This window comes from Terriglobus sp. 2YAB30_2 (assembly GCF_052114765.1).
In the GTDB taxonomy this organism is placed as follows: Bacteria; Acidobacteriota; Terriglobia; order Terriglobales; family Acidobacteriaceae; genus Terriglobus.
Genome location: NZ_JBFRFJ010000004.1, coordinates 174328 through 193092, shown reverse-complemented (window position 1 = coordinate 193092; position 18765 = coordinate 174328). Strand labels below are relative to the sequence as shown.

The window sequence follows — 18765 nt, the reverse complement described above, 5'->3', positions numbered from 1 at the left end:
TTGAGCGCTTGTTGCTCACTACCAGAATTTAAATGAAAACCAGGCAAACGGTCAGATGCCAGATGCGTTAGGGGTGGTTGCTTAGTAACGAGGCCACCTCACACCGAACGTTATACAGATACTACGGCCACCGTACCTGCTTCCACTGTTACTTTTGGCGGATGGGTGAGTGTGTTGTGCAGAACACAGTGGTGCACGCTGTCATCGACGCCGGCCTGATGCTCCGGGGTCAGCTCCGAGGGCGTATGAACGACGATACGTATCTCCCCCAGCCGGGCCGGGGAGGTCAGCTTTTCAGCGGAGATAGGCCACCGCATAGAAGGCGGCACAGGCACCGCGGCACCCCTTCCGGGATACCCAGCTACAGGGAAAATGCTCTAACGATCCCTCAACGCCGTGAAGACAAGGCATATGCCGACGCAGGCGGTCGCCAGGAGCCATTTGGGGCTCATAAAAGCGGCGGCAAGCGTCGTAAGCAACACAACCACTCCGGAGACAAGACGAAGCGTCCTCTCGAACGACCAGCCTGCCGGCGCTTGATAGTGCAGAGGCCGCCCTTCGGTATACCACCCTGCCGTACCGCCGCGCAGCACGTAGGACTCGATGCCAAACTCCGCAAGGCGGTGCGCGGCCATCCGGGCACGCGCTTCGCCCTGGCAAACCAGTACGATACGCTCCCCGGGTTCTACTGGGATCGGCCCCAGCGTCTCCAGTGGTTGATTCACCGCCCCAGGCAGATGCCCGGCTGCAAATTCACACGCAGACCGAACATCGATCACTCGAACCGGCAGATGCCGTTGCCGCCACCCTTCGAGAATTGCGGAGGGAATCTCCACCACCGTCTTTTTATGTCGTGGCCCCGAGTTCATCGCTCGTTCTCCTCAGAGGAATAGAGCCTTTTTCCTGTAGGTGTAGCGCAGGGCTTGTGCATCTATGGGCGTTTTCCCCAATGAAAACGCCACTGCACGCTGCCCCCGGGATACCCAGCAACAGGAAAATGCTCTAACAAGGGCCCGCACCACGGCAACAAGGAGGCGCGATCACTCCTTTTTCTGCATCAACGGACTTCGGCGCCGACGACAAAATCGCTAAAGATTCTGACAGCGCCTCCCTTTACTGCAATGGCCTACTAAGGTTCAGTTCTTCAACGACAAGGGAGATGTCATCCATGCACCGTAGAGATTTTCTTCGCCTCAGCAGCGCCGCAGCGGCCTATGCAACCGCATGCCCTTTCTTCTTCGGCCAGATCTCGAAAAACTTGAGCGAGCTCAGTGCCTCTGACTTTCATGCGGCACGCCGGTTCCTCACCACATCGCAGGGCCGTATCTCTCATCTCGACCTTGGAAAGGGACCTGCCGCCCTCTTTCTGCATGGCTTCCCGCTGAACAGCTTTCAATGGCGCGGCGTCCTTCCGCAGCTCGCAAAGACACACCGCTGCATCGCTCCTGACTTCCTCGGCCTCGGCTACACCGAAGTTGCCGAAGGTCAGGAGGTTACGCCCCAGGCTCAGGTCGCGATGCTCGCGGAGTTACTCGATAAGCTTTCCATTGCGGATGTCGATATCGTCGCCAACGACAGCGGAGGCGCCGTCGCCCAACTCTTCAGTGTTCGCTACCCGCACCGGGTCAAAAGTCTTTTACTGACCAACTGCGATACCGAGCCCGACAGTCCCCCTCAGGCGGTAGCTCCCGTGATTGAGCTCGGCCGCAAGGGAAGGTTTGCCGACGAGTGGCTTGCCCCGTGGGTTGCGGACAAACCGCTTGCTCGCTCTGAGATCGGACTCGGAGGCATGTGCTACGCGAATCCCCAACATCCGGGCGACGAAGCCATCGACACCTATCTCACTCCTCTCGTCAGCTCTGAGAAACGCAAGAAGCTGACGAACGCCTACGCCGCCGCACTCGCTCCCAATCCGCTGGCCGGCATCAGCGCCAAACTCAAGACATCCTCCGTCGCAACACGGGTCCTGTGGGGCACAGGCGACACTATCTTCTCGCAGCAGAGTCCCCAGTACTTCCATGCCACTGTTGGAAACTCGCTTGGTTACCGTCTCGTGCCGGGAGCGAAGCTCTTCTTTCCCGAAGAGATGCCCTCTCTCATCGTCGAAGAAGCCGAGTTTGTCTGGAGCCTGTGAATGAATCTCTACAGATATACAGCCTCTTACCTGCTCTCGTTTGCCGCAGGGGTCGCGAGTTTCTTCTTCGTCGCAACCGCGCTTGCCTCCGACCATCTGGATACACCAACCGTTATCAAGGATCCTGCGGCGGATATCGGTGACCTCTATGCCTGGATGTCACCTGACGGCAAACGACTGAACCTGGTGATGGACATCGTGGCCCACAAGTTCTCCGACAGGCTACAGTATGTCTTTCACATCGACAGCGGGAACCGCTTTGGAGCGACTTCTGCAAGCGCCATCGTCATCTGTACATTCGACGTTGCCAACAACGTCGAATGCTGGACAGACAAGCCAGATCATGTCAGAACCGATCATGTCAGGGGCAATGCGAATGTGGAGACCGGCATTGAAAGTGACGCCCACAGCTTCACGGTCTTTGCAGGCCTGCGGGACGACCCGTTCTTCAACAATGTGAAAGGAACGCGGGCCGCATACGACGTTGCGAAAGCCGCACTGCAGCACGGAGCCCCTGTGGATGGTGCAGGCTGTCCCCGCTTCGACACATCAACCTCACACACCATCCTCGATACCTGGCGCCATACCAATGGTGGTCCGGCATCAAACTTCCTCGCTGGATGGAAGACCTCATCACTGGTCGTTTCCATCGATGTCGATACCATCGCGCGTGGAGGCAAGCTGCTGGCCGTCTGGGGATCGGTGCACAGGATGCCGCGCGCAGGAAAAAGCAAACACACAGGTGTTCCCGCGTTTGGCGAACAGATCGAGCGCACCGCCCGTCCCCTGATCAAGAACGCGCTCGTCGGCAGTCCGCTGGCGCCGGAGGCAATAAGCGATCGCCGGAAAGAAGCCTATAACCGTGTCTCGCGCTCAGGATGGTCGCAGTTCACGCGGGACATTGCAACAACACTCGGCCTGTATGACAGCTTCGATGGAGAGTGCGGAAACCAGTGGCTGGCTAATGCCCATGCCGCTCCGGCACAGCGCTATAAGCCGCTTGCGGTCCTGCTTGCGGACGATCGTATCTGGGTTAACAGCGCATCCGGTATATGCACACAGTTTCTTGCAGTCGAATTCAACGCTCTTCATCGGTCTGACGCTGTATCGGATGACTGTGGCGGCAGAACTCCAAACTACGACGCAAACAATATCTTCCGCTCGCTCCTCACTCTCGACCGGATGAACGGCGTCGACGATGGCCTGCTGCACGACGACCAACAACACTCCCCCAGTACCTTCCCCTTTTTGGCGAAACCATGAATAGACTCGGATTTTCTCTTATCGGCGTTGTGATCGGTCTCAGCCTGCAAACATCCGCCATCGGCGAAGGGCGCGCGGACATTGCACGGGAAACCACCGCAGGCGTGATCGCAATAGCGAACCTTGACGCCCAGATCGCGCAGATTGGAAATCTTCCCGGCGTGGAAGATCTGCTGCTTGCCAGAGCGCGTTATCTGGCAGATTACGATGCGCTGGAGCGGGCTTCTGCTCTCACCGAGCAGCAGCCGGCGAGCGCCAAGGCGTTGTTGCAGAGAGCTCGCACGCGGGCCGCGCTGCACCGGTTCAGCGACGCGCTTCACGATGTTGAGGACGCGGAGACCGAAGGAGCCGACCGCGGCCAGACCGTGCCACTGCGAGCTTCCATCCTCATCGCGACCGGCAATGCAGCCAAGGTAAGGCCATCCCTCGAAGCCGAGGTCAAACAACATCCAGGCATCGCCTCGCGCACCATGCTTGCCGCTGCCTACGCGATGCTCGGGCGCTTGCGCGAAGCAGACCAACTGTATGCCGCAGCTCTGGCCGATCTCCATACCACCCTTCCCTTCCCCTATGCCTGGATCTGTTTTGCGCGCGGCTTGATGTGGGCAGATCAGGGTCAGGATCTGGCGCGGGCAGAAGGCTTCTATCGGCAGGCGCTCAGTTATCTTCCCGAATTCGCAGCGGCCAACATCAACCTTGCCGAGATTGAAGCAGCTCGCGGTGAGACACAGTCTGCTATCGCGCGGCTAACCGGCGTTATCAAAGCCACGGATGAACCGGAAGCCTATGCCTTGCTGGGATCGCTGCATCTACGAAGCGGTCTTCTGGAACAGGGCCGGCAGGAGATCGATCACGCCCGGCAGCGCTTTGACCTGTTGCTGATGCATGCGCCACTCGCGTTCGCCGATCATGCCGCCGAGTTCTATCTCGGCCAGGGTCATGACGCCGAACACGCGTGGGTGCTTGCGTTGCAGAATCTTCACAATCGCGAGACCGATCGCTCCGTCGCGCTCGCCGTCAAGGCAGCTCTGGCCTCCGGCAGGCGGAACGAAGCAGACACGCTGCTCCGGACACATGGACCCTCTGTTGGGCTCTATCTTCAGAGCCTCGAGCGTACTCTTCCCAAGTAATATGCCCGCCCTCGTCGCGACCGTATATCGGAGAAAAACGTGCATCGGCCGGTGGTATGCTTCTTGGTGCCAGACCTCCAGAGCCGTGCGATCGAAGAGCCACAACAAACCGGTAACGCCGGAGCTTTCCGTCGATCTTCTGCTGCACTCCCCCAGTATCTCGGTGCGCGACATCTATTGCGCCGGTATCTGCAAGGGACACAGCCCGGAGGAACACGCGGCCGCAACCGAGCTTGTCTTTCCCTATCGCGGCATCTACGTTCGCCACGTCGGACAGGACCAGTCCGTTGCCGAAGCGAATCAGGTGCTGCTCTTCAATCGAGGTCAGGGCTATCGCGTCAGCCACCCCGTCGAAGGTGGAGACGCCAGTCTGTCCTTGTTTCTATCTCCGTCGTTGTTGGCAGAGCTTTCCCCCGTGTCGCTCCTGGTTGACCGCTCTGAGCCCACGTATAAGACACAACGGCTTCGCGTCGATACCCACACCCAATCTCTGCTCGCCACGCTGCGGCACCGGCTGCGCCAAGGAGTCGCAGCGCCGTTGGAAGCGGAGACACTCGCGCTGGAGCTGGTGCAACATACGCTGGGACCTCGTACCGCCCACGTCGCCGGCGGGAGTGCGGGTCATCAGCGTCTGGTTGACCGCGCCAAGCTGGTTGTCGCCAGCGACCTTGGACGCCGGTGGACGCTCGCGGAGGTTGCCGCTGAAGTTCGCTGTTCGCCGGTTTATCTCACACAGGTCTTTCAGCAGGTGGAGGGCATTCCTCTTTATCGTTATCAACTACGGCTGCGGCTCGCACGCGCGCTCGATCTTCTGGAAGAGTATGAGGATCTTACCCAGCTCAGCCTGGACCTTGGCTTCTCCAGCCATAGCCACTTCAGTGCTGCCTTCCGCGAGACCTACGGCAAGTCTCCCTCAGCTTTCAAACAGTCCGCCCTGGGACGCTGATCACCCACTCTCCGTCTTCGTCGGCGCCAAGTGCTGACGATACTTGTGTTCCAATCCTAAGAAGTATGAGTTCCTTTGATCTCTCCGGAGTTCGAGTCGGCGGCGGCAAGCTCTTTCTGATCGCAGGCCCATGTGTCATCGAGAGCGAGGCCCACGTCCGCAAGATGGCGGATGCGATTCAGCGCATTACCTCCGACCTCGGCGTTCCTTATATCTTCAAGGCCAGCTACGACAAGGCCAACCGCACCTCCATCAAGAGTTTTCGCGGCCCCGGCCTGGCAGAAGGCTGCCGCATCCTGAAGGCCGTGCGCGAAGCACACGGTTTGCCCGTGCTGACGGATGTACATACACCACAGGACTGTGCTCCGGTAGCCGAGTCGGTAGATGTGCTGCAGATTCCCGCTTTCCTCTGCCGGCAGACTGACCTGCTGATTGCAGCAGCCGAGACCGGCCGGGCCATCAACGTGAAGAAGGGCCAGTTCGTCGCCCCGCAGGACATGCGGCACGCCGCGGAAAAGATCCGCGAGAGCGGCAATGAACGCGTCTTCCTGACCGAGCGCGGCGCCAGCTTCGGCTACAACAACCTCGTCGTCGATATGCGCTCGCTGCCAATCATGCGCGGCTTTGCCCCCGTGGTCTTCGATGGAACGCATTCCGTGCAGACGCCCTCAGCCGCCAACGGCGTCAGCGGTGGTCAGCCGGAGTTCATTCCCGTACTCGCGCGCTCAGCCGTGGCCGCAGGTGTTGACGGCGTTTTCCTGGAGGTCCATGACGACCCGCCGAACGCCAAGAGCGACGGAGCCAATGCATTGCATCTGAATCACTTGAAGCAGGTGCTGGAGCAGCTACTGGCAGTGCATCAGGCTGTGCAGCCCTAAGAATTCTTCAAAGATAATTCGGCGGGAGTCCCCGGCTAGCCTTGCTGGCTGGAGTGTTCAGCGGGCTCCAGCCCGCTGAAAAAGAATAAGAAGCCCAGGTTTAAAGCCTTTTATTGAGCCGATAGACCGCGGGCTGAGAGCCCACGCCTTTTCCCATGTCCTCCCGCCTGATTCGTGCATAGCGCGAATGTCCCATCCATCGCGATGCGATGGATGGGGCACCCAAGGTATGGGCTTCCGAACTCTATCAAGCCATCTTAAATTCCTGTATCAGGAAAATGGAAAAGCAATATTTCGCGGATGACAAACAAAAACGTCTCGGTGCTAGAATTAGGCAAGCCTAAATTAGGTTTGCCTAAGGATTCGTGATCGAGACTCAGACCAACCCGGAGACGCCTGCAACTGAGACGGCCCCGCATGGGCGTTTCCGCCTGCTGCCGGAGCTGAAGCGCAGCGAGCTGTGGACGTACTTTGGTCCGGCATTCGTGGCCTCGGTGGCCTACATCGATCCCGGCAACTTCGCCACCAACATCGACGGCGGAACCCGCTACGGCTATCGCCTGCTGTGGGTCCTTCTGTGGTCGAATGTCATGGCCATCCTTATCCAGTACCTGTCGGCCAAGCTGGGCATCGTGACCGGTCTTACCCTCCCCCAGAACTGCCGCAAAACCTACTCGCGCGGCACCAACATCTTCCTGTGGGTGGCGGCGGAGATCGCCGCCCTGGCTACCGATCTGGCGGAGTTTCTGGGAGCGGCACTGGGCTTCTATCTGCTCTTTGGACCCGCGCTGCTGGAGCATGGATGGTCGCGCACCGGTGTGATGTTTGCCGCAGCGATGCTCACCACGGTCTGCGTCTTCTTGATCCTTGCGCTCGACCTTGCCGGCTTCCGCTTCCTGGAGTGGGGCATCATGGCCTTCGTCGGTGTGATCGGTATCTGCTACGCCATCGAGATCTTCCTGGTGCACCCGGACTGGAAGCTCGCAGCCTTCCACGCGCTGGTTCCATCCTTTGATCGCACAGATCTGCACGGCAGCATCTACGTCGCCGTGGGCATGCTGGGCGCTACCGTAATGCCGCATGTGGTCTATCTGCACTCCGCCCTGGTGCAGCCCCGCATCAAGCAGGCCACCCATCGTTCCGGCCTTCCGGGAAGGCTCTTCCGGTCACGCTATCTCCGCTTCGAGCTGGTAGACGTCTTCGTCGCCATGAACGGCGCCTGGCTGATCAACTCAGCAATGATCATCATGGCCGCCGGAGCCTTCGCCAGCTTTGCCGCTCGCGGCCTGGCGCCGGTAGCCAGCATCGAAGATGCGCACCATACGCTGGGCCCGTTGCTCGGCGGCATCTCGGCGACGGTCTTTGCCGTGGCCCTGCTGTGCTCCGGTCTCTCCTCCTCAACGGTCGGTGTCATGGCCGGCCAGGTGGTGCTGGAAGGTTTTCTCAACGTCAAGTTCTCCATCTTCCTGCGCCGTTTTCTGACGATCATTCCGGCGTTGGTGGTCATCGGTCTCGGCCTCGATCCGCTGAAGATCCTGATCCTCTCGCAGGTGGTCCTGAGCTTTGCCCTTCCCTTCGCTCTGGTGCCGCTGCTTCTGCTCACCAGCCGCCCCGATGTGATGAACAGCTTCGCCAACCGGAAACGGACGAAGTACACCGGCTGGTTGATCGTGACGATCATCGTGAGTTTGAATGCGCTGCTGTTGTGGCAGACATTTGTTCGCTAGAGCATTTCTCCTAAAGGTGTAGAGCGAAGCTTTGACTATTTGCGCCGTTTTCCTTCGGAGAAAACGGCATTCGCAGATTTATCCAACACTACAGTATTAGGAGAATTGCTCTAGTCCCCAGGCATGAAGCACTGCCGCTAAGCTAGAGTCATGTTGGAAACGCGTATCACGTTTGCAAACGGGCGCACCCTCACTCTCGTCGGTGACCTGGCCGTTGCCAGCCCCACCCATATCGTCATCCTTTCGCATGGCTTCGCCAGCGACCGTAATGGACGCGGACGCCTGCCTGCATTGGCTGCTGCACTGAATGCTGCAAGCATCTCCACACTGCGATACGACTTTGCCGGCTGTGGAGAGTCGGACGATGACACGCTCACACCTGAAGGCCTGCGCGACGACCTTCGCTCCGCGATCCGTTTCCTGCAGCAGAGGGGATTCACGCACATTGGGCTCTATGGGCACTCGCTCGGAGGAACCATCTCGCTGTGGTCGTTCACGCCGGAGATCAAGGCGCTTGCTACGACCGGAGCGGCTACGGGACCGGTGCATTACAACTTCGACGAGTTCTTTCCGCAGACAGCGGTCAATAAACTGCGTCGCACCGGCATCATGCCCGTGCCGTCAAAGTCAGAGCGCAGGCCTGTTGTGCTCGCGTCACAGGCGTTAATGGATAGCTTCAGTACGTTCTCTTCGGAAGAGTTGTTGAGCCCTATCACTGTGCCGGTTCTGCTGATTCACGGCGGAGGCGACGATGAGGAGCGCATGCTTGCAGCCACCTCACACGAGGGAATTCATCGGCTGCCAGAGGGATCAGTACTGGAAGTATTTCCCGAAGCACCGCACGACATGCACGCCGTCTGGCCGCAGGTCACGGAGAAACTGGTGATTTGGTTCCGGAAACATCTGGGGTGAATAGTAAAGTGCACCGCGGGCAATTGAGCTCGCATGCAGGCACGAATCACATCTTAGCGCCGCGCCCCTCAGCTAGCGCCTTCTGTGCATCAAGTCTCGCCTTCCGTAAGGAGGCCACCGGATCCGTAGTAGGTGCGTATTCCATCCCGATGACGCGGTTGTAATTCAGCTTCCCTAAGCTGCGATAGATGTTGGTGTAGTCGATTTCACCGGTTCCCGGTTCATTCCTACCCGGAACATCCGCGACGTGAACCAGCCCCACCCACTCGATATTTGCTTCGAGCTTCTCGATCAGGTTTCCGCCACCGCGCTGCTCGTGATAGAAGTCGTACAACACTTTCACGTTGGGACGGTTTACCGCGCGCACAATCTCAAAGCCCTCCTTCACTGACGTAAGGAAGATGGTGGGGTTCTCAATCAGATCAATTGGCTCAATCACGATATTGATTCCCTGCTTGTCTGCAATGTCGGAGGCACGCAGCAGATTTTCGACAGCGGCGGTATATTGCACCTGCGGATTGACGCCCGGTAGCTTCTTGCCGGATTTGATGTTGATCTGAGGGCATTCGAGCCCCTTGGCAATGCGGCAGTGTTCTGTCACACTCGTCGCAAATTCTTCAGATTGCCCCGGAATCGCAAAACTCGCCTGAAGTCCGCTCAACATATCGATTACTACGTCGAGGGATCGCATCTTCGCCAGAATGCGCCGCTGTTCCTCGGGTGTCCACTTCTGGAAGTATCCGATAAGCTCCACCCCCTGGTAGCCCGCCTCGGCGATGACTTCAATACAGCGGTCGTACGAGGGCAGCTTTAGCATGTGGATCTCGCAGGAGAACTTCGAGGCGGAAAGAGCCGGCGTCTGGGGGGTGAAGAGGTTCATAGAGCGCTCAAAGGCGGAATCTGTAGCGAAGATGAGTGTATCGGGCTACACGTTTCCGACTCAAACGAGAAGCCAACATCACGTTACCGCTGTCTCTGATTCCTTTTATTAAGACTCAGATTGACACTCTGTACCAATACTGTGGTACAGTTTGCGGCATGATCTTTCGCCTCAACCCGGCCTCCGGTCATCCTCTCTATCTCCAGCTCATGGAGCAGGTGCGTCATGCTGTCGAGACCGGCGTTCTACAGGACGGCGACCTCATGCCCAGTATCCGTACGCTCGCCGAAGAGCTTGTCATCAGCCACAACACCGTCGCCAAAGCCTACATGGAGCTGCAGCACGAAGGCCTGCTCGAACTGCGCCATGGCTCCGGCGCTTACATCTCCGCGCCGCGCAGTGGTAAGCTACGCGCCGCCAAGCTGCTCAAGGCACAGACTCGCGTCCGTGGTCTCGTTGAAGAGATGCTCGACGACGATTTCTCCGCCGATGAGATTCGGCGTCTCTTCGAGGCCCAGCTCATCCACTCCACCGTCACCGCGAGGAAGCCATGATTCCCGAGCGTGTCATCCAGACCAGCGAACTCACCAAGAACTATGGCAGTTTCCGTGCAGTCGACCATCTCAACCTCAGCGTCCGCGCCGAGCGCATCACCGGCTTTCTGGGCCGCAACGGAGCGGGCAAAAGCTCCACCATCAAGATGCTCCTCGGCATGATTCAGCCCTCCTCCGGCTGCGGCTCCGTTCTCGGCTACCGCATCGATGAACCCAAACAGAGCATTGAGATCCGCCGCCGCATCGCCTACGTCGGCGAAGACAAGGGCCTTTATGGCTATATGACCGTCGCCGAGCTTATTCGCTTCACCCGCTCCTTCTATCGCGACTGGCAAGCCGATACCGAACGGCGGCTCCTTGCCGAATACCGCCTTCCCTCCAACCGCAAGGTCAAAGCGCTCTCCAAAGGCATGCGCACCAAGCTGGCATTGCTGCTTGCACTCTCACGTCATCCGGCGCTCCTCATCCTTGACGAGCCCACCGAGGGCCTCGACCCTGTCTCGATCGAAGAACTCCTGCAGACGCTTGTCAGCGCACCCGCAAATGGCACTGCCGTCTTCTTCTCCTCGCATCAGCTCTCCGAGGTCGAGCGTATCGCCGATGACATCCTCATGATCGACCGCGGCACTGCCGTGCTTGATATGTCGCTTGAGCAGATTCGTGAGAACTATCGCCGCATCTCGCTCGGCTTCCCCAATCCCGCACCACAGCTTCAGTCCATCCTCGGCGTACAGAAGATGCGCAGCGAAGGCCGCCAGATCACCATTCTTGCCAGCAGCAACGCCGACGCCATCGCACAGATGGGCCGTGAGCATGGTGCTGTCGATATTGCCGTCTCACCCGTCAATCTGCGCGAGATATTCCTTGAGACTGTGCAGGAACGGAACCGGCAGGACCAGCAGCGCCATCTGGAGCGCGAAGATGCTCTGGTATAAATCCCTCCGCGAGATCCGCACCGTCACTCTCGTCGGCTCTGCCGCGATGGCCGCCGCCTGCGTGCTCATCGTTTTCTATCAGCAGGCCATGCGCGCCAGCACCGATGCACCCATGACTTACATTGCCTACATCTGGAAGTCGGTCTACAACAGCATCGGCCGCGATATCTTCCTTATCCTCTCTGTCATCCTGGGTTCCGGCGGTCTGCTGCAGGAGCGTGGGCACGGCACCTCGGGCTTCACCCTCTCACTGCCCGTCAGCAGGCGACACGTCGTCATCACCCGCGCCGTCATGGGCTATTGCGGCGTACTCATGATTGCCGCTGTACCCGTCTTCGCCCTGCCGATGGCTTCGCGTTACATCGGCGAGTACTACCCCGTCGCGCAGACCTGCGGCTTCTTCGCTCTCTGGGCCGGTTGCGGAGCAGTCTTCTATGGCTTCACCTTCCTCCTCGCTCACCGGTTCGAAGGCGACTACATTGCCGTACTGCTTGCTATTCCCTCGCTCATGCTTTACGGGGTGCTGCTCAATCTTCCCTGGCTCGCACGCATACCAATGCTCAATATCTTCCATGTCATCAATGGCGAGGACATGCCCTTCTTCAATGAAGCCCAGCATCTGCTCGCCGCTCCGCTTCCCTGGCTTACACTGGCCGCTATGCTTGCCGTCAGTGCAACCTTCATCCTTCTTGCCGCGCGGCGTATCCAGCCGCTCGATTTCTAAGGAGAGTACCTATGCTCTGGTACAAAGCCTGGCGCGAAAGCAGCCTTCGATTCCTGATCAGCAGCGCCGCCATCACTCTGATGTGCCTGATTTACACACTCTTTCAGAGTCGCCTCTATCCGATCGTCGTGCATGCACAACCGCGCATCCACAATTACACGCAATACATTCACTGGACCATCTTCGGTGGTGCCACACGCGGCATACTGCAACTCAGTTGCCTCCTCCTGGGACTCGGCGGGCTCCAGCGCGAACGCAAGCAGAACACGCTGGGCTTCACGCTCGCGCTTCCCGCCAGCCGCCTCAGCCTGATCGCCTCACGTGCTGCACTCGGCCTGCTGCAGGTACTTGCTCTCGCGATGATCCCGTCGCTCGTCATCACTGGCGCATCGCATCTGGTCGGCCAGCAGCTTCCGTTGAACTACTCCCTGCGCTTCATCCCGCTCTGGGCCGTGGGCGGTATCTTCACCTACGCCATCTCATTGCTCGCATCCGTACTCTTCCCCAGTGAATACGTCTCGCTTGCCGTCGCCTACCTCGCTTACATCTTTTATCTCGCAGCAGCTCGCCTTCCCAGCCTCAGCCCCTTTCATCTGCATGTAGCCGACTTCATGAGCGGCCTCTTACCCCACTACCTCGACCGCAGCACGATGCTCTGGACAAACTCTTACGCGATAGCACCAATTGCGGGATTTTTCATCGCGGCCACTATATTGCTCGTCGTAAGCGGACTCGTCACAACGAAACAAGCTCTATAGCCTGCCGGCAGCTCCCAACTTTATTCAGAGTTGCGGATAGACCGGCCCATCGGCCCTCAGGGGCTAAAAGCCCCGCTCTATTGGCTATTGGTGCGGGACGGCTGAAGCCGTCCTCTTAAGCAAACATTCGCACCTTGCGATGCGAACGGACGGCAGGTTCTTGTTATGTCAGCATAACTAAAAGAATGGGGAGGCCCCTTAGCCTCCCCATTCTCTGCTTGCATTATCCAACAACTACCGTCCGTGGCCGTGTTCGCCACCACGCGGTTGGTCAGGATGTCCGCCTCCCTGTTGTGGGCGCGGGGTTTCCATTCGCTGCTGCGGTTGTTGCTGGCGTTGCTGCTGTTGCTCTTGCCGCATTTGCTGCATCTGCTGCTGGCGCTGTTGGTCCATCTGCTGACGCTGCTGCTGTTGCATCTGTTGCTGGCGTTGCTGCTCCTGCTGGCGTTGTTGTTGCTGCATTTGCTGTTGTTGCTGCATCTGCCGCTGCTGGTCAGCCTGCCGCTGCTGCATCATCTGCTGCTGACGCTGTTGTTCCTGCACACGCTGCTGGTTCTGCATCTCCTGCTGGCGTTGCTGCTGCGGTTGTTGCTGACGCTGCTGATCCACCTGCTGACGTTGCTGCATCTGGCGTTGCTGATCGGCCTGACGCTGCTGCTGTTCCTGCATCTGTTGTTGCTGACGCTGCTGCATCTGCTCCTGCTGTGTCTGTTGACGCTGTTGCATCATCTGCTGCTGACGCTGCTGCTCCTGAACACGCTGCTGGTCCTGTATACGCTGCTGGTCAGGGCCGCCGCGGTTGATGTTCTGCTGCTGCCCGTTCGGATTCTGTCCCGGAGCCACCAGGCCAGGATTCCGCCCGAGGCCGCCGCGCACCGCCTGATTCTGCGATTGCTGGTTGGGCTGCTGCTGTTGCGTCTGTTGACGCTGTTGCATCATCTGCTGCTGGCGCTGTTGTTCCTGCACTCGCTGCTGCTCCTGCTGACGCTGCTGATCGAAGCCGCCGCGATTGATGTTCTGCTGCTGCCCATTCGGATTCTGTCCCGGAGCCACCAGGCCGGGGTTCCGTCCGAAGCCGCCACGGACCGCCTGACTCTGCGGTTGCTGGTTAGGCTGTTGCTGTTGTTGCTGGCGTTGCTGCACCATCTGCTGACGGGCCGCCCACTGCGGGTTCACTGCATTCGGAGCCGGACGCTGGAAGCCATGATCGGCCTGCAGCGGACGATTCACGGCGACAACCTGCGGACGTCCACGATTCGCCGCGAAGAACGCATTGCGGTTCTGCATCGCCTCGTGCTGTACGGCGACCTGCTGCGTCATCGGGCGCACATGCTGCTCGCGATAGGCGAAGCGCTCCTGCTGAGCCGGCGGACGGTTGATACCGCCACGCCCACCGTAGTACGCCACACGTGTGTTGTTGATGTACGTGTTGTTGATCACCGTAACATTGCGCTGGTAGACGTAGGTCACCCGCGGAGGAACACGGTTGCACACACGGTTGTAGTAAAAGTGCGGTCCATTCCAGTAACCGCCCTGATAGCCGAAACCGATGTAGCCGAAGCCATAATTAATGCCGCCGTAGAAACCGATGTGCGGTCCCCAGTAGCCGCGGTAGAAGCGGTAGTGGCCGCCATGCCAGCCCCAGTAGCCGGGGGTCCAGAGCGCGCCAGTATATGGCGGGTATACCCACGCACCCGGCACCCAGTAGTAGCCGGTATCAGCGTAGTACCAGTAACCAGGCGTCCAGATGTAGTCCGGTCCGGGAGCCTCGGGCTGCTCATACTCCGGCAGCGCAGGCGGCGGATTGTCGGCGACAGCCTCATCGAGCGCATCCGCGCCCTGCTGATAGCTATCGTCGTCGTTCTGACCCTGGTCGTTGGCGTACTGCCCTTGATTGGGATCCTGATATTGCGCATTCGGATCCTGGTTTGGGTATTGCGCATTGGGATTCTGATACGCGGGCTGTGCCGTCTGGGCAGGCTGATAGGTCTGCGCAGTCGGCTGACCGTTCTGGTAGCTCTGCGCCTGACTCACCGCCTCATTCTGCTGGCTGTTTCCCTGGATGGRCTGGGCCATGTTGGAGTCGGCAGGATTCCCCGCACCCGGCTCCTGCAGCGCCGCCTGCACGCTACCCCGGCAACCGGCCAGCGGCAATGCCAAGAACGCCGCCATCACACTGATTCTGAGAGTATTTCCGTTCCCACCCATAGGTCACCTCTTCATACCGGATCTTTCTCACCGCCCGGCTGGTACCCATAGATAGACACACCCTGGCTCGCACACGTTGCCGCATCTTTTTGTTGCAAACGGTGTTGCCGGGGTTTACTTCACGAAGAGACGAAGTCCGTAGTAAATACTGCCCGCAATAAAGGCCGCCGCCGGCAGGGTGAAGAGCCACGCCAGCAGGATATTGCGGATCGTCTGCATACGCAGGCCGCTGCCATTGGCCAGCATGGTTCCGGCCACGCCTGAGCTCAGCACGTGGGTCGTACTCACCGGCAGATGGAAGCGATCCGCTGCGATGATGGTCGCCGCGGCGACAATCTCTGCCGAAGCACCCTGCGCGTAGGTGAGATGTTCCTTACCGATGCGCTCACCCACCGTAATAACGATGCGGCGCCATCCAACCATGGTTCCTAACCCGAGAGCCAGAGCAACAGCAACCTTCACCCAGACAGGAATAAACTTGGTCGCGTGATCGAGGTGGTCTTCGTAGTTCTTCAGCGTCTCCTTATCGGCGGCGGTGAAGGGCGGAACACCCTTTTCCTCGTTCGACTTGGACAGCAGGCGGATGGTCTCGCCCTCGACATACATATCGTTGCGGACGTTGCGCTGCTGGTCATCCGGAACGTCGGCGAGCTGATGGTGCGGGGCGACCTGGTGAGTGATCTCATCCGCCATACGCCGCGCCGCCGGAATGACGTCGGGCACCAGTTCCTTGGAGCGGATGTATGCGGTCAGCACTGTCCTGGCATCATTCACCTCGATGCCTTGCGGGGCATAGTGCTGGAAGACGCGCGCGGCCGACTCGCTGACAGCAACGAAGTCCTGCGTCTGCGAGAAGCCGAGAGCATGGTTCAGCGCATACGCCGTGGGAACCGTACCGATCAGAATCAGCATGATAAGTCCCATGCCCTTCTGACCGTCGTTCGATCCGTGCCCGAAGCTGACGCCGGTGCAGGTAAGGATAAGCAGGACGCGGATCCAGAACGGAGGCGGGTCATTGCCGACCGGCGCCTCGTAGAGCTGCTGGTCCTTCACCACCTGCTTCAGAATGATGAGCATCAACGCCGCGAACGAGAAGCCGACGATCGGGGAGATGAAGAGCGCACGGAAGACATTGGCCACCTGGCCCCAATCCACGCCGCTGGCTCCGTTGGAGCCGTTCATCAACTGGTTGGCGATACCGACGCCAATCATCGATCCGATCAGAGTGTGCGAGCTGGAGGCCGGAAGGCCAAGCGCCCAGGTGCCCAGGTTCCAGGTGATCGCCGCAAGCAGCAGAGCAAAGACCGCGGCAAATCCCGCGCCGGAACCGGCTTTCAGAATGATCTCAATAGGAAGCAGTGAGAGGACCGCAAAAGCGACGCCGCCCGAGGAGGTGAGAACGCCGATCAGGTTCCAGATACCAGACCAGATCACGGCAACATGCGGATCAAGCGAATGAGTATAGATGACGGTGGCTACGGCATTGGCAGTGTCGTGAAAGCCGTTGACGAACTCAAAACCGAGAGCGACGAGGAGGGCGATACCGAGCAGGATGTAGGGCCATCCGCTGATATTGTGAACGCGGCTCAGGTCGTTGGCAACATGAACCCCGGCGTACACAACTCCCGCCAAAATAATGGCGCCGAAGACAACGAAGCTCTTTTTGCCTGGGGAGCGTTTGAGTTTGGCCTGTAAAGCAGCGGATTGACCAACGCCTTCTTTGACGGCTACCGTCACAAATACACTCCGACGCGCTCGCCTTGGACAAGCCGCCACATGGATAGTACCAATCCCGCCAATGTCGAAGGCTACGGGATTGTTACAGAAACGTTAAAAGCAAAGAATTTGCACCACTTCTTGTGAAGTGGGGAAAAACTTCGAAATTTCCTCTCCATCTTTGCGTCATACCTGTCGATCCACGTGCGGCGCGTTCGATTAACCCGCAGACAGGCAAATGGAGGCCTGGAACCCATGCAATATCTGCTGCTGATCTATGACAACGAAGCCAAGCTCAACGCCCTGCCCCCGGCTCAACTTGTTGATATGTATTCCGAATACGGTGGTCTGACGCAGTCGCTGAAAAATTCCGGCCATCTTCTCGCCGGCCGTCAGCTTCATCCGGTAGCGCAGGCCACCACCGTTCGGATTAAGGATGGCAAGCAGACGGTCACGGACGGTCCGTTTGCGGAGACGAAGGAGCAGCTCGGCGGTTTTTATATGGTGGAAGCGTCCGATCTGGACGAGGCCGTCGCCATCGCCGCCCGCATTCCCTCCGCCCGTACCGGATCGATCGAGGTCCGTCCCCTGGTCGAGCGTAAGGACCAGAACTAAGCCACTATGCCGCTACCGACGGAAACCGGGCAGGCCGACTTCGAGACCATCTATCGCGAAGAGGCTGCCCGGGTCCTGGCCACGCTGATCCGCCTGCTCGGCAGCTTCGATCTGGCCGAAGAGGTTACCCAGGAAGCCTTCACCATCGCCCTCCGGCAATGGCCGATCGATGGCCTGCCTGCCAATCCCCGGGCCTGGCTGATCTCGACCGCACGGCACAAGGCGCTCGACCTGATCCGCCGCCGTGCGAGCTTTGCGGACAAACAGACCGAACTGATGCACTTCCTGCAACCTTGCGAGCATGATGTGCCGGCGCAGGAGGCCGCGATGCTTCGGGCAGAGCAGCCGATCGAAGACGATCTGCTCCGCCTTATCTTTACCTGCTGCCACCCGGCGCTCTCGCAGGAGGCCCAGGTCGCCCTGACACTGCGCACGCTGTGCTCCTTAGAGACGGAGCAAATCGCCCGCGCATTTCTAGCGCCGGTCACCACCATGCAACAGCGCATCGTCCGCGCCAAACTGAAGATCCGCGACGCCGGCATCCCCTACCGGGTTCCGTCGCATGAGGATCTACCGCAGCGGATTTCCGCCGTAGCGCTGACCGTCTACCTGGTCTTCAACGAGGGCTACACCCACAACAACCGGGAATTCGCCGCGGAGGCCATCCGCCTGGCCCGGCTGCTACATCGGCTGATGCCCGCCGAGGCCGAACTGACCGGGCTACTGGCACTGCTCTTATTACAGGACTCCCGCGCGGCGGCCCGTCTCTCCGCCGAAGGGGACATCATCCTTCTGGAGGAGCAGGACCGCGGTCTCTGGAACCGCACACAGATCGACGAAGGTCTGGTGCTCGTCGAAGAAGCCCTGCGGCAAGGGCCTCCAGGCCCCTATGCGCTGCAGTCAGCCATTGCTGCCCTGCATGCGCAGGCACAGACAGCCTCGGCGACCGACTGGCCACAGATTGCAGCGCTCTATACCCTGCTCTATCGTCAACAGCCCACACCGATCATCGAGCTCAACCGCGCAGCCGCCGTTGCCATGGCCTATGGAGAAGAGGCGGGACTCAGGTTGCTGGCTGAGATCGAAGAGCGCGGCGATCTGAAATGCTATGGCCACTTCTATGCGGCAAAGGGGAACTGCTGCGTCGGCTCGACCGGCGCGCGGAAGCTGCCGCCGCCTATGAACGGGCACTCGGTCTGGTGTGTTCAAAAGAAGAACAACGATTTCTTAGCAAACGCATTGCCAGCTTGAGATGACCATACCTTCGTGCCCCACTGGATGTTCCATATCCCCGAGGGTCATTCCCTTCTGAAAGTTGCCGGAGCTACAATAATCGCCATGTGCAGCCCCTTCATCCTGAAGCGGTTCCGCCGCGGAAAACACGA

The 18765-nt window shown here is 59.3% G+C and carries 18 protein-coding genes; 13 read left to right on the top strand and 5 right to left on the bottom strand.

Annotated elements, in window-relative coordinates; all coding sequences use genetic code 11:
• Nucleotides 1-110: 110 nt before the first annotated feature.
• Together AB4Y89_RS08505 and AB4Y89_RS08500 are read right to left on the bottom strand one after the other, a co-directional pair.
• Nucleotides 111-317 carry an OsmC family protein gene (locus tag AB4Y89_RS08505; protein WP_442300486.1) on the bottom strand — a complete coding sequence of 69 codons (207 nt, stop codon included), beginning with the start codon at nt 315-317 and terminating at the stop codon, nt 111-113.
• 60 nt (nt 318-377) lie between these two features.
• Nucleotides 378-869, bottom strand: a complete 492-nt coding sequence (locus tag AB4Y89_RS08500; protein ID WP_442300485.1) for a rhodanese-like domain-containing protein — start codon at nt 867-869, stop codon at nt 378-380.
• Between the two features lie 299 nt (nt 870-1168).
• On the opposite strand from AB4Y89_RS08500, the gene AB4Y89_RS08495 reads away from it, so the two are divergent.
• The 7 genes from AB4Y89_RS08495 to AB4Y89_RS08465 all read left to right on the top strand — a co-directional run bounded on the left by AB4Y89_RS08495 (nt 1169) and on the right by AB4Y89_RS08465 (nt 8990).
• Complete coding sequence (locus AB4Y89_RS08495) at nt 1169-2134, top strand: alpha/beta fold hydrolase (protein ID WP_442300484.1); 966 nt, start codon at nt 1169-1171, stop codon at nt 2132-2134.
• On the top strand, nt 2135-3397 hold the full coding sequence (locus AB4Y89_RS08490; RefSeq protein WP_442300483.1) for a DUF4331 family protein: 1263 nt from the start codon (nt 2135-2137) through the stop codon (nt 3395-3397).
• Nucleotides 3394-4527, top strand: a complete 1134-nt coding sequence (locus AB4Y89_RS08485) for a tetratricopeptide repeat protein (RefSeq protein ID WP_442300482.1) — start codon at nt 3394-3396, stop codon at nt 4525-4527. Before AB4Y89_RS08490 ends, AB4Y89_RS08485 begins: the two co-directional genes overlap by 4 nt.
• An 85-nt stretch (nt 4528-4612) precedes the next feature.
• Complete coding sequence (locus tag AB4Y89_RS08480; protein WP_442300481.1) at nt 4613-5473, top strand: helix-turn-helix transcriptional regulator; 861 nt, start codon at nt 4613-4615, stop codon at nt 5471-5473.
• Nucleotides 5474-5538: 65 nt separating this feature from the next.
• Nucleotides 5539-6351 carry a 3-deoxy-8-phosphooctulonate synthase gene (kdsA, locus tag AB4Y89_RS08475; protein ID WP_442300480.1) on the top strand — a complete coding sequence of 271 codons (813 nt, stop codon included), beginning with the start codon at nt 5539-5541 and terminating at the stop codon, nt 6349-6351.
• Between the two features lie 365 nt (nt 6352-6716).
• Nucleotides 6717-8078, top strand: coding sequence for an Nramp family divalent metal transporter (locus tag AB4Y89_RS08470; protein WP_442300479.1), 1362 nt, complete (start codon nt 6717-6719; stop codon nt 8076-8078).
• 150 nt (nt 8079-8228) lie between these two features.
• Nucleotides 8229-8990 (top strand): alpha/beta hydrolase, encoded by a 762-nt coding sequence (locus AB4Y89_RS08465; protein ID WP_442300478.1) that lies wholly within the window; start codon nt 8229-8231, stop codon nt 8988-8990.
• Between the two features lie 46 nt (nt 8991-9036).
• Here AB4Y89_RS08465 and AB4Y89_RS08460 read toward each other — a convergent pair whose 3' ends face one another.
• The gene (locus AB4Y89_RS08460; RefSeq protein ID WP_442300477.1) at nt 9037-9870 is read right to left on the bottom strand and encodes a hydroxypyruvate isomerase family protein; all 834 of its coding nucleotides are present in this window, start codon (nt 9868-9870) and stop codon (nt 9037-9039) included.
• A 158-nt stretch (nt 9871-10028) separates the two neighbouring features.
• Between AB4Y89_RS08460 and AB4Y89_RS08455 the strand changes: the two genes are divergently transcribed.
• The 4 genes from AB4Y89_RS08455 to AB4Y89_RS08440 are packed head-to-tail and all read left to right on the top strand — an operon-like array spanning nt 10029 to nt 12841.
• Entirely contained in the window at nt 10029-10424 is a 396-nt protein-coding gene (locus tag AB4Y89_RS08455) for a GntR family transcriptional regulator (RefSeq protein WP_442300476.1), read from the top strand.
• Complete coding sequence (locus tag AB4Y89_RS08450; protein WP_442300475.1) at nt 10421-11359, top strand: ABC transporter ATP-binding protein; 939 nt, start codon at nt 10421-10423, stop codon at nt 11357-11359. Before AB4Y89_RS08455 ends, AB4Y89_RS08450 begins: the two co-directional genes overlap by 4 nt.
• Nucleotides 11346-12083 (top strand): hypothetical protein, encoded by a 738-nt coding sequence (locus AB4Y89_RS08445; protein ID WP_442300474.1) that lies wholly within the window; start codon nt 11346-11348, stop codon nt 12081-12083. Before AB4Y89_RS08450 ends, AB4Y89_RS08445 begins: the two co-directional genes overlap by 14 nt.
• 11 nt (nt 12084-12094) lie before the next feature.
• The gene (locus AB4Y89_RS08440; protein ID WP_442300473.1) at nt 12095-12841 is read left to right on the top strand and encodes a hypothetical protein; all 747 of its coding nucleotides are present in this window, start codon (nt 12095-12097) and stop codon (nt 12839-12841) included.
• Between the two features lie 234 nt (nt 12842-13075).
• Here the strand turns inward: AB4Y89_RS08440 and AB4Y89_RS08435 are convergent, their stop codons facing one another.
• Nucleotides 13076-15013 (bottom strand): hypothetical protein, encoded by a 1938-nt coding sequence (locus AB4Y89_RS08435; RefSeq protein WP_442300472.1) that lies wholly within the window; start codon nt 15011-15013, stop codon nt 13076-13078.
• Nucleotides 15014-15163: 150 nt separating this feature from the next.
• Nucleotides 15164-16786 (bottom strand): inorganic phosphate transporter, encoded by a 1623-nt coding sequence (locus AB4Y89_RS08430; RefSeq protein ID WP_442300471.1) that lies wholly within the window; start codon nt 16784-16786, stop codon nt 15164-15166.
• A gap of 234 nt (nt 16787-17020) precedes the next feature.
• Between AB4Y89_RS08430 and AB4Y89_RS08425 the strand changes: the two genes are divergently transcribed.
• Together AB4Y89_RS08425 and AB4Y89_RS08420 are read left to right on the top strand one after the other, a co-directional pair.
• Complete coding sequence (locus AB4Y89_RS08425; RefSeq protein ID WP_442300470.1) at nt 17021-17380, top strand: YciI family protein; 360 nt, start codon at nt 17021-17023, stop codon at nt 17378-17380.
• A 6-nt stretch (nt 17381-17386) separates the two neighbouring features.
• On the top strand, nt 17387-18631 hold the full coding sequence (locus tag AB4Y89_RS08420; RefSeq protein WP_442300469.1) for an RNA polymerase sigma factor: 1245 nt from the start codon (nt 17387-17389) through the stop codon (nt 18629-18631).
• The last annotated feature ends 134 nt before the right edge of the window (nt 18632-18765 follow it).

Coding starts and splice junctions, on each gene's coding strand:
- AB4Y89_RS08440 (WP_442300473.1), top strand. CDS start 12,095: ATGCTCTGGTACAAAGCCTGGCGCGAAAGCAGCCTTCGATTCCTGATC.
- AB4Y89_RS08505 (WP_442300486.1), bottom strand. CDS start 317: ATGCGGTGGCCTATCTCCGCTGAAAAGCTGACCTCCCCGGCCCGGCTG.
- AB4Y89_RS08495 (WP_442300484.1), top strand. CDS start 1,169: ATGCACCGTAGAGATTTTCTTCGCCTCAGCAGCGCCGCAGCGGCCTAT.
- AB4Y89_RS08455 (WP_442300476.1), top strand. CDS start 10,029: ATGATCTTTCGCCTCAACCCGGCCTCCGGTCATCCTCTCTATCTCCAG.
- AB4Y89_RS08425 (WP_442300470.1), top strand. CDS start 17,021: ATGCAATATCTGCTGCTGATCTATGACAACGAAGCCAAGCTCAACGCC.
- kdsA (WP_442300480.1), top strand. CDS start 5,539: ATGAGTTCCTTTGATCTCTCCGGAGTTCGAGTCGGCGGCGGCAAGCTC.
- AB4Y89_RS08490 (WP_442300483.1), top strand. CDS start 2,135: ATGAATCTCTACAGATATACAGCCTCTTACCTGCTCTCGTTTGCCGCA.
- AB4Y89_RS08500 (WP_442300485.1), bottom strand. CDS start 869: ATGAACTCGGGGCCACGACATAAAAAGACGGTGGTGGAGATTCCCTCC.
- AB4Y89_RS08485 (WP_442300482.1), top strand. CDS start 3,394: ATGAATAGACTCGGATTTTCTCTTATCGGCGTTGTGATCGGTCTCAGC.
- AB4Y89_RS08460 (WP_442300477.1), bottom strand. CDS start 9,870: ATGAACCTCTTCACCCCCCAGACGCCGGCTCTTTCCGCCTCGAAGTTC.
- AB4Y89_RS08445 (WP_442300474.1), top strand. CDS start 11,346: ATGCTCTGGTATAAATCCCTCCGCGAGATCCGCACCGTCACTCTCGTC.
- AB4Y89_RS08450 (WP_442300475.1), top strand. CDS start 10,421: ATGATTCCCGAGCGTGTCATCCAGACCAGCGAACTCACCAAGAACTAT.
- AB4Y89_RS08465 (WP_442300478.1), top strand. CDS start 8,229: ATGTTGGAAACGCGTATCACGTTTGCAAACGGGCGCACCCTCACTCTC.
- AB4Y89_RS08420 (WP_442300469.1), top strand. CDS start 17,387: ATGCCGCTACCGACGGAAACCGGGCAGGCCGACTTCGAGACCATCTAT.